Origin of the sequence: Pseudomonas sp. 1912-s, assembly GCF_029269205.1 — a bacterium.
GTDB lineage: Bacteria > Pseudomonadota > Gammaproteobacteria > Pseudomonadales > Pseudomonadaceae > Aquipseudomonas.
In genome coordinates this window covers 221,375-234,835 of record NZ_JARIXR010000007.1, presented here as the reverse complement: position 1 = coordinate 234,835, position 13,461 = coordinate 221,375, and the positions used below count along the sequence as shown (strand labels likewise).

Genomic DNA, 13,461 nt, shown 5'->3' with positions numbered 1-13,461 from the left:
TGGGCGCCGGGCGTGCCTTTTTCTTTTTATCGGCTGGATCGAACAATGGCTAAGCAACAGCAAGTAGTGGTTGTGGGTGGTGGGGTAATCGGGTTGTTGACGGCGTTCAACCTGGCGACCCAGGGGCAGGCGGTGGTGCTGCTGGATCGTTCGGCGGTCGGGCAGGAGTCTTCGTGGGCAGGCGGCGGCATTGTTTCCCCACTGTACCCGTGGCGCTACAGCCCGGCGGTAACTGCCCTGGCGCATTGGTCCCAGGACTTTTACCCGCAACTTGCGGAGCGTCTGTTTGCCGCGACTGGCGTTGATCCGGAAGTTCACACCACGGGCCTGTATTGGTTGGATCTGGACGATGAAGCCGAGGCGCTTGCCTGGGCCGCCCGCGAAGGCCGTCCGTTGAGCAAGGTGGATGTTTCAGCTGCCCATGATGCTGTGCCGGTGTTGGGCGCCGGGTTTTCCCAGGCGATCTATATGGCGGATGTGGCCAATGTGCGTAATCCGCGGTTGGTCAAATCCCTCAAGGCGGCCTTGTTGGCCCTGCCTGGCGTGACGATTCACGAGCAGTGCGCGGTTGATGGGTTTATTCAGGAAGGCGGGAAGATTGTTGGCGTGAACACGGCGCTTGGGCCGATCCGTGGTGATCAGGTAGTGCTCGCCGCCGGGGCCTGGAGCGGTGAGTTACTGGGCAGCCTGGGGTTGGCGTTGCCGGTGGAGCCGGTCAAGGGCCAGATGATCCTGTACAAATGCGCATCGGACTTTTTGTCGTGCATGGTCCTGGCCAAGGGTCGTTATGCGATTCCCCGGCGCGACGGGCACATTCTGATCGGCAGCACGCTGGAGCATGAAGGCTTCGACAAGACCCCCACCGATTCCGCGCTGGAAAGCCTGAAGGCCTCTGCCGTCGAGTTGATCCCGGCCCTGGCCGATGCTCAAGTGGTGGGACATTGGGCCGGCTTGCGGCCCGGCTCGCCGGAAGGCATTCCCTATATTGGCAAGGTGCCCGGGTTTGAAGGGCTGTGGCTCAACTGCGGGCATTACCGCAATGGCCTGGTGCTGGCGCCGGCGTCCTGCCAGTTGTTCGCCGATTTATTGCTGGAGCGTCAGCCGATCATTGATCCGACACCGTACGCGCCGGCAGGCCGAATCAGCGCTGGATAGCCTTCGGCCCTTGCTCCAGATGCGCCTGGGTGCAATACCATTCCTGGCGCAGGCTCAAGGCTCGGTCCTGTGGCAGGTGAAGACCGCAGTGGGCGCAACGCACCATCTGGATCGTGCCGGGTTCGCTGGGCCGCTGCTGTTTGGCGGCCGGGCTCTTGAATTTGCGCCAAAACCATACCGCGGCAGCAATAACGGCAATCCAGAACAGTAGACGAACCATGGTGGGCAGCTTCTCGACAAGGAATTCGGCAGTTTAGCCAAGGACGTGACAGGCGCACAGCGGAATTAAATTGCAGGCAAAAAAAGGGAGACCCGAGGGTCTCCCTTTTTGCATCGCAGCGAACAATCAGTCAAAGATACCGAAAGTCATGTAGCTGAACCACGAGCGGTCTTCGTTGTTGCCCAGGGCTTGAGGCCCTTGCTCTTCGATAATGTCGCCGTTTTCGTCACGAGGCTTGAGGTCCGATGGAATCGAATCCTTGGCGTCCTGGTATTGCTTGATGATGTCCTGGTTGGCGCGGGTTTCGCCCGGCGGCAGCGGTGGACGGGACTCGATCAGGCCCAGGGTGTATTTGCTCAACCACGAGCGGTTGTCCGCTTCGGCTACCTGCGGTACGAACTGGCCGTCCTTCAGGCTTGGGTGGTCCGGGTAGTTGAGTTTCAGGGTTTCCAGGCTGGTAGCGGCCAGGGCGTCCAGGTGCAGGCGCTGGTAAGCCTCGGTCATCACGGCCAGGCCGTCACCCACGGACGGGGTTTCCTGGAAGTTTTCCACTACATAGCGGCCACGGTTCGCGGCAGCGACATACGCCTGACGGGTCAGGTAGTAGTGGGCTACGTGGATCTCGTAGGAAGCCAGCAGGTTGCGCAGGTAGATCATGCGCTGCTTGGCGTCAGGCGCGTAGCGGCTGTTGGGGTAGCGGCTGGTCAGCTGGGCGAACTCGTTGTAGGAGTCGCGGGCAGCGCCCGGGTCACGCTTGGTCATGTCCAGCGGCAGGAAGCGCGCCAGCAGGCCAACGTCCTGGTCAAACGAGGTCAGGCCCTTGAGGTAGTAGGCGTAGTCCACGTTCGGGTGTTGCGGGTGCAGGCGGATAAAACGCTCGGCGGCGGACTTGGCAGCTTCCGGCTCGGCGTTCTTGTAGTTGGCGTAGATCAGCTCGAGCTGGGCCTGGTCGGCGTAGCGCCCGAACGGATACCGCGACTCCAGTGCCTTCAGCTTTGCCGTGGCGCTGGTGTAGCTGTGGTTGTTCAGGTCGGTCTGAGCTTGTTGGTACAGCTCGACCTCGCTCAGGTTTTCGTCGACGACTTCCTTTGTTGACGAGCAAGCAGCAGTCATGGCGAGGATGGCGATCAGCAGCAGGTGTTTCACTTGCATGGCGGCTTGCGTCCCTATGACGGCCGCTGTCTTGGGCGGGGCCGTCCTGTTATGATGAGCGCCCCTTGGAAAGCCTCGGGGCAAAAGACGCCGTATTTAACCACAAGCGCGCAGCCGAAACCAAAGGCTGTGCCACGCCTAGTCTGAGCATGTCCGATAAAATTGAACTTCGCGCAGAGGTGCCGTCCGAATTGGGCGGCCAACGCCTCGATCAAGTCGCCGCACAATTATTCGCTGAGCACTCGCGCTCGCGCCTTTCCGCCTGGATCAAAGACGGCCGCCTGACTGTGGATGGAGCGGTTATCCGCCCGCGAGACATAGTCCATGGTGGTGCGATTCTTGAGCTGACTGCCGAGCAGGAAGCCCAGGGAGAATGGATCGCCCAGGACATTGAACTGGACATCGTCTACGAAGACGACGACATCCTGGTGATCAATAAACCCGCAGGCCTCGTGGTTCACCCGGCCGCCGGGCACGCTGATGGCACCCTGCTCAATGCGTTGCTGCACCACGTGCCGGACATCATCAATGTCCCGCGCTGCGGCATCGTGCACCGTCTGGACAAGGACACCACCGGCCTTATGGTGGTGGCCAAGACCATTCAGGCGCAGACGCAGCTGGTCACACAACTGCAGAGCCGCAGCGTCAGCCGGATCTACGAGTGCATCGTGATCGGCGTGGTAACGGCGGGAGGCAAAATCAATGCCCCGATCGGTCGCCACGGCCAGCAGCGCCAGCGCATGGCGGTGATGGAAGGCGGCAAGCAGGCCGTCAGCCACTACCGTGTGCTTGAGCGTTTCCGCTCCCACACCCACGTGCGGGTGAAGCTGGAAACCGGTCGTACCCACCAGATTCGGGTGCACATGGCGCACATCAACTTCCCGTTGGTCGGAGATCCGGCCTACGGTGGCCGCTTCCGTATTCCGCCTGCGGCCAGTGCAACCATGGTTGATTCGCTGAAGACCTTCCCGCGCCAGGCGCTGCACGCCCGCTTCCTGGAGCTGGATCATCCGACGAGCGGTAAGCGGATGAGCTGGGAATCGCCACTTCCAGACGATTTTGTCTGGTTGTTGTCGCTGCTCAAGCAGGATCGCGAGGCGTTTATCGGATGAGTGACTGGCTGATTCCTGACTGGCCCGCGCCGGCCGGGGTGAAAGCCTGTGTTACCACCCGTGCGGGCGGCGTTAGTGTGGCGCCGTTCGACAGCCTCAACCTTGGCGATCATGTCGAGGACAGTCTCGACGCCGTCCTTGAAAATCGCCGTCGCCTTACCGAAGCCTTCAATATTCAGCCGGCCTGGTTGCGACAGGTTCATGGTGTCGTTGTGGTTGAGGCGGACCCTGGCCGGACTGCCGAAGCAGATGGCAGTTGGACCAGCACTCCTGGCATCGCCTGCACATCAATGACGGCAGATTGCCTGCCTGCCTTGTTTTGCAATCGCGCCGGCACCCGCGTCGCCGCAGCTCATGCCGGTTGGCGTGGCCTGGCCGCTGGCGTATTGGAAGCGACCGTTGAAAGCCTGGATACCGAGCCTGCCGACGTACTGGTCTGGCTGGGCCCGGCGATTGGCCCGCAAGCCTTTGAAGTCGGTCCGGAAGTGCGTGAAGCCTTTATGCAGCAACTTCCGGAAACGATTGCGGCTTTCGTCCCCAGTCAGAATCCGGGCAAGTTCATGGCTGACATTTATCAGTTGGCCCGCCTGCGTCTCGCAGTCCGTGGCGTTACTGCTGTCTACGGTGGCGGCTTGTGCACCGTGACCGATTCCCGCTTCTATTCCTACCGCCGCAGCCCGCGCACGGGGCGGTTTGCCTCCCTTATCTGGCTTGAACGCTAGACTCCCTTGACTTGGGTCAATCCTGACGCAAGTCAGCAATAGCCCGCTTGAATCTTCCAGAATCCACCCCATCTATAAGGGTATCTGGCAGGTTTCTTCATTCAGGATGTGTTTGTTCATAGCTCCGGCCTGCTCAAAAGGAAGGTGACTAATGCGTATTGATCGTTTAACCAGCAAATTGCAGTTGGCTTTATCTGACGCCCAATCTCTGGCGGTTGGCCTGGACCATCCGGCCATCGAGCCTGCGCACTTGATGCAAGCGCTTCTGGAGCAGCAAGGCGGTTCCATCAAACCCTTGCTGATGCAGGTGGGCTTTGACGTTAACAGCCTGCGCAAAGAGTTGAGCAAAGAGCTCGACCAACTGCCGAAAATCCAAAATCCGACTGGCGACGTGAACATGTCCCAGGACCTGGCGCGCCTGTTGAACCAGGCCGACCGTCTGGCCCAGCAGAAGGGTGACCAGTTCATCTCCAGTGAAGTGGTGTTGCTCGCCGCGATGGACGACAACAGCAAACTCGGCAAACTGTTGCTAGGCCAGGGCGTGAGCAAGAAAGCCCTGGAAAATGCCATCAACAACCTGCGCGGTGGCGAGGCGGTCAATGACCCTAACCACGAGGAGTCTCGCCAGGCCCTGGACAAATACACCGTCGACCTGACCAAGCGCGCCGAAGAAGGCAAGCTCGATCCGGTGATCGGCCGTGACGATGAAATTCGTCGCACCATCCAGGTCCTGCAGCGTCGCACCAAGAACAACCCGGTGCTGATCGGCGAACCTGGCGTGGGTAAAACCGCGATTGCCGAAGGCCTGGCCCAGCGCATCATTAATGGTGAAGTGCCGGATGGTCTTAAAGGCAAGCGCCTGCTGTCCCTGGACATGGGGTCGCTGATTGCCGGTGCCAAGTTCCGTGGCGAGTTCGAAGAGCGCCTGAAATCCCTGCTGAACGAACTGTCGAAGCAGGAAGGGCAGATCATTCTGTTTATCGACGAACTGCACACCATGGTCGGCGCCGGCAAAGGCGAAGGCTCGATGGACGCGGGCAACATGCTCAAGCCGGCACTGGCCCGAGGCGAGTTGCATTGCGTCGGTGCGACCACACTGAACGAATATCGCCAGTACATCGAGAAAGATGCGGCCCTTGAGCGCCGCTTCCAGAAAGTACTGGTGGAAGAACCGAGCGAAGAAGACACCATCGCGATCCTGCGTGGCCTGAAAGAGCGGTATGAGGTCCACCATAAAGTGGCGATCACCGACGGGGCGATCATTGCGGCGGCGAAACTGAGCCATCGCTACATTACTGACCGTCAGTTGCCGGACAAGGCCATCGACTTGATCGACGAGGCTGCCAGCCGCATTCGGATGGAGATCGATTCGAAACCCGAAGTGCTGGACCGTCTGGATCGGCGCCTGATTCAACTGAAGGTTGAGTCCCAGGCCCTGAAGAAAGAAGAGGACGAGCCGGCGAAGAAACGCCTGGAAAAACTCCAGGAAGAAATTGTTCGTCTGGAGCGCGAGTATTCGGACCTCGAAGAAATCTGGACCTCGGAAAAAGCTGAAGTACAGGGTTCTGCACAGATCCAGCAAAAGATTGAGCAGTCCCGTCAGGAACTGGAAGCAGCCCGCCGTAAAGGCGACCTGAACCGCATGGCCGAGTTGCAGTACGGGGTGATCCCGGACCTGGAGCGCAGCCTGCAGATGGTCGACCAGCACGGCAAGCCTGAGAACCAGTTGCTGCGCAGCAAGGTGACCGAGGAAGAAATCGCCGAAGTCGTCTCGAAGTGGACCGGTATCCCTGTGTCGAAAATGCTCGAAGGCGAGCGCGACAAGCTGCTGAAAATGGAAAGCCTGTTGCACCAGCGCGTCATCGGCCAGGAAGAGGCGGTGGTTGCGGTGTCGAATGCGGTACGGCGTTCCCGGGCCGGGTTGTCCGACCCGAACCGTCCGAGCGGCTCGTTCATGTTCCTCGGCCCGACCGGCGTGGGTAAGACTGAACTGTGCAAGGCCTTGGCCGAGTTCCTCTTTGATACCGAAGAGGCCATGGTGCGGATCGATATGTCCGAGTTCATGGAGAAACATTCCGTGGCTCGCCTGATCGGGGCGCCACCAGGCTATGTCGGGTACGAGGAGGGCGGTTACCTGACCGAAGCGGTACGGCGCAAGCCTTACTCGGTGATCCTCCTGGACGAGGTCGAGAAGGCCCACCCGGATGTGTTCAACGTGTTGCTGCAAGTGTTGGAAGATGGCCGGCTGACGGACAGCCACGGGCGTACCGTGGATTTCCGTAATACGGTGATCGTGATGACCTCCAACCTGGGCTCGGTACAGATCCAGGAACTGGTGGGTGATCGTGAAGCCCAGCGTGCAGCCGTGATGGACGCGCTGACCAGCCACTTCCGGCCGGAGTTCATCAACCGGGTCGATGAAGTGGTGATCTTCGAGCCTTTGGCGCGGGATCAGATCGCGGGCATCACCGAGATCCAGTTGGGCCGCCTGCGCAGCCGCCTGGCGGAGCGCGAGTTGTCTCTGGAGCTGAGTCGCGAGGCGTTGGACAAGCTGATCGCCGTCGGTTACGACCCGGTGTATGGCGCACGGCCGTTGAAGCGTGCTATCCAGCGCTGGATCGAGAACCCGCTGGCACAGCTGATCCTGTCGGGCAGCTTTATGCCGGGCACCAGCGTCGAGGCGACGGTGGAGAACGACGAAATCGTCTTCCACTGAGTTCAGGCTGTAGCGCTGTAACAAGAGGCCCCGCATTGCGGGGCCTTTTTTTTCGATAGGGCGTTGAACTGTAAGGCAAAGGCTTGTAAAGTGCTGCCCCGCAGCAACGTCAGCCCAACGGTTTCTTCTCCCCAAGGAGAAATCAGAAAGAAGCGCAAATCCTTGTCTTAAAAGCAATTTAAAGGGTTGACAGAGGTTTTTAAGATTGTAGAATAGCGCGCCTCAGAGGCACTAACGTAGCGATACGGAAGCGTCGAAGAGAAGGTAACAAGCAACAACGTAACACTTTGAAATATGTAGTTCCGTGATAGCTCAGTCGGTAGAGCAAATGACTGTTAATCATTGGGTCCCAGGTTCGAGTCCTGGTCACGGAGCCAATTTCAAACCGGGGTATAGCGCAGTCCGGTAGCGCGCCTGCTTTGGGAGCAGGATGTCAGGAGTTCGAATCCCCTTACCCCGACCATATTTGGGTCGTTAGCTCAGTTGGTAGAGCAGTTGGCTTTTAACCAATTGGTCGTAGGTTCGAATCCCACACGACCCACCATTTTTGAGACCAGTTAACGCTGGAATCGAATCTTAAGATCAGAGGCCAAAAGCGCTGATCGAAGAAGGCGACTGAGAGGTCGCCTTTTTTTTACCGGGGTATAGCGCAGTCCGGTAGCGCGCCTGCTTTGGGAGCAGGATGTCAGGAGTTCGAATCCCCTTACCCCGACCATATTAAAAATCCTCGTATCGAAAGATACGGGGATTTTTTTTGCCCGCGCAATCCCGGCCGCACCACAAAACAAATGTGGGAGCGGGCTTGCTCGCGAAAGCGGTGTGTCAGTCAGTACATCTGGCACTGAACCACCGCTTTCGCGAGCAAGCCCGCTCCCACACTGACCGAGTCCTATCCCGGAACGTGCTGTCAGTGCAGTTTCAGGCGCGGCTCGGTCCCGCGTCCAATCTTGCTTCCCAGCATCAGCATCGCCGTGCGGAAGAAGCCATACAGCGCCATCTGGTGCATGCGGTACAGCGACACATAAAACATCCGTGCCAGCCAGCCTTCCAGCATCACGCTGCCGGTCAGGTTGCCCATCAAGTTACCCACAGCCGAAAAACGCGAAAGCGAGATCAGCGAGCCGTAGTCGGTGTACTTGTACGACGGCAGGTCCTTGCCCTCAATCCGCAGTTTCAGCGACTTGGCCAGCAACGATGCCTGCTGGTGAGCCGCCTGGGCCCGCGGTGGCACATTGCGGTCGGTGCCGGCTTGTGGGCAGGCTGCGCAATCGCCAAAGGCGAAGATATTCTCGTCGCGGGTGGTTTGCAGGGTCGGCAGCACTTGCAGCTGGTTGATACGGTTGGTTTCCAGGCCATCGATGTCCTTGAGGAACCCTGGCGCACGAATCCCGGCAGCCCAGACCTTGAGGCTGGCCGGAATGACCTGGCCGCTGCTGGTGATCAGGGCGTCGGCAGTCACCTCGCTCACGGCGGAGTTGGTCAGTACAGTCACCCCGAGTTTCTCCAGGGTTTTATGCACAGGCCCGCCAATTCGCTCCGGCAGGGCGGGCAACACCCGTGGACCGGCTTCTATCAGGGTGATGTGCATGTTTTCCGGCTTGATCTTGTCCAGGCCGTAGGCCGCCAGTTCATGGGCAGCGTTATGCAGCTCGGCGGCCAACTCGACCCCGGTGGCGCCAGCGCCGACGATGGCGACGCTGATCTGCTCCACCACATCCGTCTGCCCGGCATGGGCCCGCAGATAGTGGTTGAGCAATTGCTGGTGGAAACGCTCGGCCTGTTTGCGGGTGTCGAGGAACAGGCAGTGCTGCGCCGCGCCCTCGGTGCCGAAGTCATTGGTGGTGCTGCCGACCGCGATCACCAGGCTGTCATAGCCCAGCACGCGTGCAGGCACCAGTTCTCGGCCTTCTTCGTCGAGGGTGGCGGCCAGCTGGATTTTTTTCTGCTCACGATCGAGCCCGCTCATGCGCCCCAGCTGGAACTCGAAGTGGTTCCATTTGGCCTGGGCAACATAGTTGAGTTCGTCTTCCGAAGAGTTCAGCGAACCGGCCGCCACTTCGTGGAGCAAGGGTTTCCAGATATGGGTCAGGTTGGCGTCCACCAGCGTGATGCTGGCGGTGCCGCGCTTGCCCAGAGTCTTACCCAGGCGGGTAGCCAACTCCAGGCCGCCGGCGCCGCCGCCGACGATAATAATACGATGGGTCATGGGGATATCTCGCAAGGCTAAAAGAAATCGGTGCGGTTACCCGAGCGAGCGCAAGGCAGCTCATAGCGTCAGGTAACTCAAAAGGCGGCTCAGCAAACCCAGGCCGATCACTGCAACCAGCACCACGGCAAGGAGCAGCCAGGGCCGGAAAGGCTTGCGCTCGACTTGGTTCTGGGACAGTTGCAGGTACTCTTCGACATGCTGTTGGTCGTCGGGGTTCAGGCGGCTGGTCATAAAGGCCTCGTCAGGTAGACGTTGCTGATGGGCGCCACGTTACAGTCGTGTGATTGGCGGCATTGCCAGAAGCATAGTCGCCAACCGGATCACAGGCTGATGCCCACATCAAACACTATGCTGCGCCCCAGATTGTTGCGCAAGAAGTCCGGAGCGTCCGGATGAGCAAACAATACGCGCGCAAACGTCGGGCCCACGAGGGACAGTGAGCGCCAGCCCTGGCGCAGGTACTCGGTGGGTGGCGGAAAATGGCTGTTGAGGTCCAGTACTTCGCGCTTGAGGCTGGCGAAGGCGATGAGGTCCAGCTCCCCCAGGTCCATCCCGCGCTCTTTATAGTTGTGCGCCTTCTTGCGCAGTGTGGGCGCCAGGCGCAGCAGGAATTCGTGAGCGGGAATGCGCCGGGGTTTGGCTTCTCGTCGAACCAATTGGCTCAGGGAAAAGGCGCTGCGCCGACGCAGCAGTTCGTCGCGCCACTCGTCGTTCAGGCGCCGGCCCTCATCGAGTACGAAAAACACCTCGAAACTGGCATCGCGAAACAGCACATCCGGCGGCTCTTGCCCGGCGGCGTGGAATTCTTCGGCGCGGTAGGGCACGTTCAAACCTTGCAACAGGCGCTGGCAGACCCAACGCTCACGCTCCCATTTGCGGGCATTGGACAGGAACGCATTGGCTTGTTCGGCCGCTACGGTGAGCAGGCGCAAATAATCTGAGTCATCCATGTCACCAGCTTAGCGTCCAAATGATGACCGCAGGAAGTCCCGCGTCAAAAGGTCGGTGTAGACTGGCTATTCGACAGTTTCCCCCTGGCATGAGGAATGTGCAGTGAAGTTTTTTGTGGTGCTGTTCTTGAGTCTTTTACCCGTGTGGGCCCAGGCCGTCGAGGTGGGTGAGAGTGTTGCACCCTGGACGTTGCTTGACCAGTTCGACCAGGCCTACACCCTGGATGACCAGGTGCAAACCTTGCTGGTAGCCCGCAGCATGGACGCCGCCAAAATCGTCGACGCAGCGCTGCAAGGCCAGCCTAAGGGCTATCTGGAGGCGCGACACACGGTGTTTCTCGCGGATATCCAGCGCATGCCGCGGCTGATTGCGAAGATGTTCGCGGTGCCGGCCATGCAGGCCTACAACTATCGGGTCATGCTTGATCGCGATGCGCGTATAAGCCCGCGCTATCCGGCGGCTGTGGATAAAGTACTGTGGCTGCAACTGGATCACGGCAAGTTGGTGGCACAGCATGAATACGACTCCGCCGCTGAGTTGCGCCAGGCCCTGGAGCAGGTGCAGCCGTGATCAGCGCCGCGGTGCTGGCGCCGGAAACCCTCAGCATCGGCTGGCTGCTGTACGCGCCGGTGGTGATGTGGGCGCTCCTGCGTTCGCCGTGGGTCGAGCTGTTTGCTGACCGACGGCGCCAGCATTTGCTGTTTGGCACGGTGTTCGCGCTGTTTATGTTGTGGCTGGTACGCCGGGATTTCGACACGGGGGTGTCCTACCACTTCATCGGCATGACCGCCGTGACCTTGCTGCTCGATTGGCCCCTGGCGATCGTCGGTGGCTTGGCCGCGCAGCTCGGCCTGGTGTTGCTCGGCCGCCAGGACCTGGCCGCCGTGGGCGTCAATGGCATGCTGCTGATCCTGTTGCCGGTACTGGTCACCGAAGGCTGTGCGCTGCTGGTGGAGCGGGCGAAGCCGCGCAATCCCTTTGTGTATATCTTCTGCTCGGGATTTTTCGCGGCCGCACTGTCGGCCTTGTTGTGCCTGCTGGTGGGCCTGGGGTTGTTGTGGTTCGACGGCCGTTTTGCGATGCCGGAGTGGATCGAGGATTTTGTCGGCTATTTGTGGCTGATCATTTTTCCCGAGGCCTTTATCAACGGCATGGTGATCAGCGCCCTGGTGGTGTTCTGCCCGGAGTGGCTGGAGACATTCAACCGCACCCGCTACCTCTCGGCGCCCTGGAAGGATGACGATCCACGGCCTTGATCCAGGTCAAATCCTGCACGCGCAAGTGGTCGCATGCTCTGCAAAATTTCCAGGAGCACGGAATCATGAGTGTGTACGAGTGGGCGCGGCAGGAGTTACGCAGAAGCCAGGACGCGGCGCAGGAAATCGGCTTTGACCCGGGCTTGACCCTGCGGGCGATGCTCAGTGCGGTGGTGCAGCAGAGCAAGGGCGTGCGCAGTTTTGAAGACCTGGCCGACGAGCTGCAATACCTTGCAGAGAATCTCGACGACCAGCAGGACTATGGCTTTATGCGGCCTTAGTGTTTGGGCTGAAAGTCTTCGGAGAACAGTTCGTCTTCGGCGTCCGGGCTGACCGGGATCTTGTGTTCTTCCGACGCCCAGGCGCCCAGATCGATCAGTTTGCAGCGGTCCGAGCAAAACGGGCGGTTGGGGTTGGTCGCTTTCCATTCCACGGGTGCACCGCAGGTTGGGCATTCGACGGTCAAGGGTTGGCTCATGATCGGCCTCCACGCAAAGTAAGGTAAAAGTGGTGCAGTCGCTCGACCTCGGCATGCAGCCGGGCCAGGTCCTGGTCATTGACCAGCACGTCATCGGCGTGGCGCAGGCGGTCTTCACGGGTGGCCTGGGCCTTGAGAATCGCCTGCACTTGCTCTTCGCTGATGCCGTCGCGCTGCAGGGTACGCTGAATCTGCAACGATTGCGGCACGTCGATCACCAGCACGCGCTGGGTCATGGTGTACTGGCCGGACTCGATCAGCAACGGTGACACCAGGATCGCGTACGGCGATTGGGCGCGCGCCAGGTGGCTGCGAATCTCCTCGGTGATCAGCGGGTGCAGCAACGCCTCCAGCCAACGGCGCTCGTCAGGCACTTCGAAGATCAGCTTGCGCAGCGTCCCACGGTTCAGTTGCCCGTCAGGCTGCAGCACGCTCGCACCGAAATGTTCGGCGATCTGCGCCAGGGCAGGGCGCCCGGGCTCGACTACCCAGCGCGCGGCGTGGTCGGCGTCAATCAGGTCCACGCCAAGCCGTACGAAGTGTTCGGCTGCCGCGCTTTTGCCACTGCCGATACCGCCAGTGAGGCCGAGAATCCAGGGTGTTGCAACAGAAGTGGTCATCTGAAACCGACAGACTGCAAATAGAAGTCGGTTATTTGACCACCCCAGAGCAATGCAATCCAGCCGGCAATTGCCAGATACGGACCAAAAGGCATTGGAGTGGAGGCTTGGGCTTTGCGCAGGCGCAATAGAACCAGGCCACCCATCACGCCCACCAGGGATGACAGCAACAGCGTCATCGGCAGGATTTGCCAGCCGCCCCAGGCGCCGAGCATTGCCAGCAGCTTGAAATCGCCGTAACCCATACCGTCCTTGCCGGTGATCAGCTTGAACAGCCAGAACACCGACCACAGGCTCATGTAACCGGCTACCGCCCCCCAGAGCGCATCGGGCAATGACACCAAAACGCCAACACTGTTGAGGATCAGCCCCAGCCACAGCAGCGGCAGCACCAGCGCGTCCGGCAGCAGTTGGTGATCGACATCGATCAGGCTCATCGCCAGCAGTCCCCAGCTCAACACCATCACCGCACCGGCTGCCCAGCCAAAACCGAAATGCCAGGCGACAACCGCAGAGATCAACCCGCACGCCAATTCGGTGAAGGGGTACCGCGCGCCGATAGGGTGATCGCAACTTGAGCAGCGCCCTTTGAGCAGTAAATAGCTGACCAGCGGAATATTCTCCCGGGGACGAATCGGGTGGCTGCAGTTCGGGCAGCAGGAGTTGGGCCGCATCAGGTTATAGGGGGCGGCAGCGGGCTCGGCGGGAAGGCCAAGGACTTCATGGGCCTGGGCTCGCCATTCACGCTCCAGCATCTTTGGCAGGCGCCACACCAGCACGTTGATAAAGCTGCCGACAATAAGCCCCAGCACCAGTGCGCCTGATACAAACACCCAGGGCTGATAAACAAGGATTTCAGTCAGTGGCGTG

The 13,461-nt window shown here is 60.1% G+C and carries 15 protein-coding genes and 4 tRNA genes; 11 read left to right on the top strand and 8 right to left on the bottom strand.

Annotated features, from left to right (window positions below; all coding sequences use genetic code 11):
- Positions 1-45 precede the first annotated feature (45 nt).
- Complete coding sequence (gene thiO, locus P3C29_RS11875) at positions 46-1,155, top strand: glycine oxidase ThiO (protein ID WP_201125401.1); 1,110 nt, start codon at positions 46-48, stop codon at positions 1,153-1,155.
- On the opposite strand, the gene P3C29_RS11870 is transcribed toward thiO, so the two are convergent.
- Both P3C29_RS11870 and P3C29_RS11865 read right to left on the bottom strand, forming a co-directional pair.
- Positions 1,142-1,375, bottom strand: coding sequence for a PP0621 family protein (locus P3C29_RS11870; protein ID WP_010174976.1), 234 nt, complete (start codon positions 1,373-1,375; stop codon positions 1,142-1,144). The two genes, thiO and P3C29_RS11870, sit on opposite strands and share 14 nt — an antisense overlap.
- A 126-nt stretch (positions 1,376-1,501) precedes the next feature.
- The gene (locus P3C29_RS11865; RefSeq protein ID WP_008432851.1) at positions 1,502-2,527 is read right to left on the bottom strand and encodes an outer membrane protein assembly factor BamD; all 1,026 of its coding nucleotides are present in this window, start codon (positions 2,525-2,527) and stop codon (positions 1,502-1,504) included.
- A gap of 149 nt (positions 2,528-2,676) precedes the next feature.
- On the opposite strand from P3C29_RS11865, the gene rluD reads away from it, so the two are divergent.
- From rluD to P3C29_RS11830, 7 genes are all read left to right on the top strand, one after another.
- Complete coding sequence (gene rluD / locus P3C29_RS11860; RefSeq protein WP_003215899.1) at positions 2,677-3,639, top strand: 23S rRNA pseudouridine(1911/1915/1917) synthase RluD; 963 nt, start codon at positions 2,677-2,679, stop codon at positions 3,637-3,639.
- Positions 3,636-4,361 (top strand): peptidoglycan editing factor PgeF, encoded by a 726-nt coding sequence (gene pgeF, locus P3C29_RS11855; protein ID WP_201125400.1) that lies wholly within the window; start codon positions 3,636-3,638, stop codon positions 4,359-4,361. Before rluD ends, pgeF begins: the two co-directional genes overlap by 4 nt.
- 151 nt (positions 4,362-4,512) lie before the next feature.
- Positions 4,513-7,077, top strand: a complete 2,565-nt coding sequence (gene clpB / locus P3C29_RS11850) for an ATP-dependent chaperone ClpB (protein WP_169386332.1) — start codon at positions 4,513-4,515, stop codon at positions 7,075-7,077.
- A 301-nt stretch (positions 7,078-7,378) separates the two neighbouring features.
- Positions 7,379-7,454, top strand: a tRNA-Asn gene (locus P3C29_RS11845).
- Positions 7,455-7,463: 9 nt separating this feature from the next.
- Positions 7,464-7,540, top strand: a tRNA-Pro gene (locus P3C29_RS11840).
- 5 nt (positions 7,541-7,545) lie between these two features.
- Positions 7,546-7,621, top strand: a tRNA-Lys gene (locus P3C29_RS11835).
- Between the two features lie 94 nt (positions 7,622-7,715).
- Positions 7,716-7,792, top strand: a tRNA-Pro gene (locus P3C29_RS11830).
- Between the two features lie 192 nt (positions 7,793-7,984).
- Here P3C29_RS11830 and P3C29_RS11825 read toward each other — a convergent pair.
- The 3 genes from P3C29_RS11825 to P3C29_RS11815 form a co-directional block, all read right to left on the bottom strand.
- Positions 7,985-9,283 carry an NAD(P)/FAD-dependent oxidoreductase gene (locus P3C29_RS11825; RefSeq protein WP_169386331.1) on the bottom strand — a complete coding sequence of 433 codons (1,299 nt, stop codon included), beginning with the start codon at positions 9,281-9,283 and terminating at the stop codon, positions 7,985-7,987.
- 60 nt (positions 9,284-9,343) lie between these two features.
- Entirely contained in the window at positions 9,344-9,517 is a 174-nt protein-coding gene (locus P3C29_RS11820; protein WP_010174986.1) for a DUF3094 family protein, read from the bottom strand.
- A gap of 89 nt (positions 9,518-9,606) precedes the next feature.
- Positions 9,607-10,236, bottom strand: a complete 630-nt coding sequence (locus tag P3C29_RS11815) for a DUF1780 domain-containing protein (protein WP_008437312.1) — start codon at positions 10,234-10,236, stop codon at positions 9,607-9,609.
- A gap of 103 nt (positions 10,237-10,339) precedes the next feature.
- On the opposite strand from P3C29_RS11815, the gene P3C29_RS11810 reads away from it, so the two are divergent.
- From P3C29_RS11810 to P3C29_RS11800, 3 genes are all read left to right on the top strand, one after another.
- The gene (locus tag P3C29_RS11810; RefSeq protein WP_275964591.1) at positions 10,340-10,807 is read left to right on the top strand and encodes an FAD/FMN-containing dehydrogenase; all 468 of its coding nucleotides are present in this window, start codon (positions 10,340-10,342) and stop codon (positions 10,805-10,807) included.
- The gene (locus P3C29_RS11805; protein WP_010174991.1) at positions 10,804-11,493 is read left to right on the top strand and encodes an energy-coupling factor ABC transporter permease; all 690 of its coding nucleotides are present in this window, start codon (positions 10,804-10,806) and stop codon (positions 11,491-11,493) included. The genes P3C29_RS11810 and P3C29_RS11805 overlap by 4 nt, the downstream gene beginning before the upstream one ends.
- Before the next feature lie 65 nt (positions 11,494-11,558).
- Positions 11,559-11,774 carry a hypothetical protein gene (locus P3C29_RS11800; RefSeq protein ID WP_003215917.1) on the top strand — a complete coding sequence of 72 codons (216 nt, stop codon included), beginning with the start codon at positions 11,559-11,561 and terminating at the stop codon, positions 11,772-11,774.
- On the opposite strand, the gene yacG is transcribed toward P3C29_RS11800, so the two are convergent.
- From yacG to P3C29_RS11785, 3 genes are read right to left on the bottom strand one after another with little or no spacing between them, the layout of a single operon-like run.
- Entirely contained in the window at positions 11,771-11,971 is a 201-nt protein-coding gene (yacG, locus tag P3C29_RS11795; protein WP_010174995.1) for a DNA gyrase inhibitor YacG, read from the bottom strand. The two genes, P3C29_RS11800 and yacG, sit on opposite strands and share 4 nt — an antisense overlap.
- The gene (coaE, locus tag P3C29_RS11790; protein WP_275964590.1) at positions 11,968-12,591 is read right to left on the bottom strand and encodes a dephospho-CoA kinase; all 624 of its coding nucleotides are present in this window, start codon (positions 12,589-12,591) and stop codon (positions 11,968-11,970) included. The genes yacG and coaE overlap by 4 nt, the downstream gene beginning before the upstream one ends.
- A complete protein-coding gene (locus P3C29_RS11785; RefSeq protein ID WP_275964605.1) occupies positions 12,588-13,454 on the bottom strand; it encodes an A24 family peptidase in 867 nt (288 codons plus the stop codon). Before P3C29_RS11785 ends, coaE begins: the two co-directional genes overlap by 4 nt.
- Positions 13,455-13,461: the final 7 nt, after the last annotated feature.

Excerpts from the sequence above, each read along its gene's own strand:
- yacG (WP_010174995.1), bottom strand. The coding sequence starts at position 11,971 with ATGAGCCAACCCTTGACCGTCGAATGCCCAACCTGCGGTGCACCCGTG.
- P3C29_RS11870 (WP_010174976.1), bottom strand. The coding sequence starts at position 1,375 with ATGGTTCGTCTACTGTTCTGGATTGCCGTTATTGCTGCCGCGGTATGG.
- P3C29_RS11820 (WP_010174986.1), bottom strand. The coding sequence starts at position 9,517 with ATGACCAGCCGCCTGAACCCCGACGACCAACAGCATGTCGAAGAGTAC.
- P3C29_RS11800 (WP_003215917.1), top strand. The coding sequence starts at position 11,559 with ATGAGTGTGTACGAGTGGGCGCGGCAGGAGTTACGCAGAAGCCAGGAC.
- pgeF (WP_201125400.1), top strand. The coding sequence starts at position 3,636 with ATGAGTGACTGGCTGATTCCTGACTGGCCCGCGCCGGCCGGGGTGAAA.
- P3C29_RS11865 (WP_008432851.1), bottom strand. The coding sequence starts at position 2,527 with ATGCAAGTGAAACACCTGCTGCTGATCGCCATCCTCGCCATGACTGCT.
- P3C29_RS11825 (WP_169386331.1), bottom strand. The coding sequence starts at position 9,283 with ATGACCCATCGTATTATTATCGTCGGCGGCGGCGCCGGCGGCCTGGAG.
- rluD (WP_003215899.1), top strand. The coding sequence starts at position 2,677 with ATGTCCGATAAAATTGAACTTCGCGCAGAGGTGCCGTCCGAATTGGGC.
- coaE (WP_275964590.1), bottom strand. The coding sequence starts at position 12,591 with ATGACCACTTCTGTTGCAACACCCTGGATTCTCGGCCTCACTGGCGGT.
- P3C29_RS11815 (WP_008437312.1), bottom strand. The coding sequence starts at position 10,236 with ATGGATGACTCAGATTATTTGCGCCTGCTCACCGTAGCGGCCGAACAA.
- clpB (WP_169386332.1), top strand. The coding sequence starts at position 4,513 with ATGCGTATTGATCGTTTAACCAGCAAATTGCAGTTGGCTTTATCTGAC.
- thiO (WP_201125401.1), top strand. The coding sequence starts at position 46 with ATGGCTAAGCAACAGCAAGTAGTGGTTGTGGGTGGTGGGGTAATCGGG.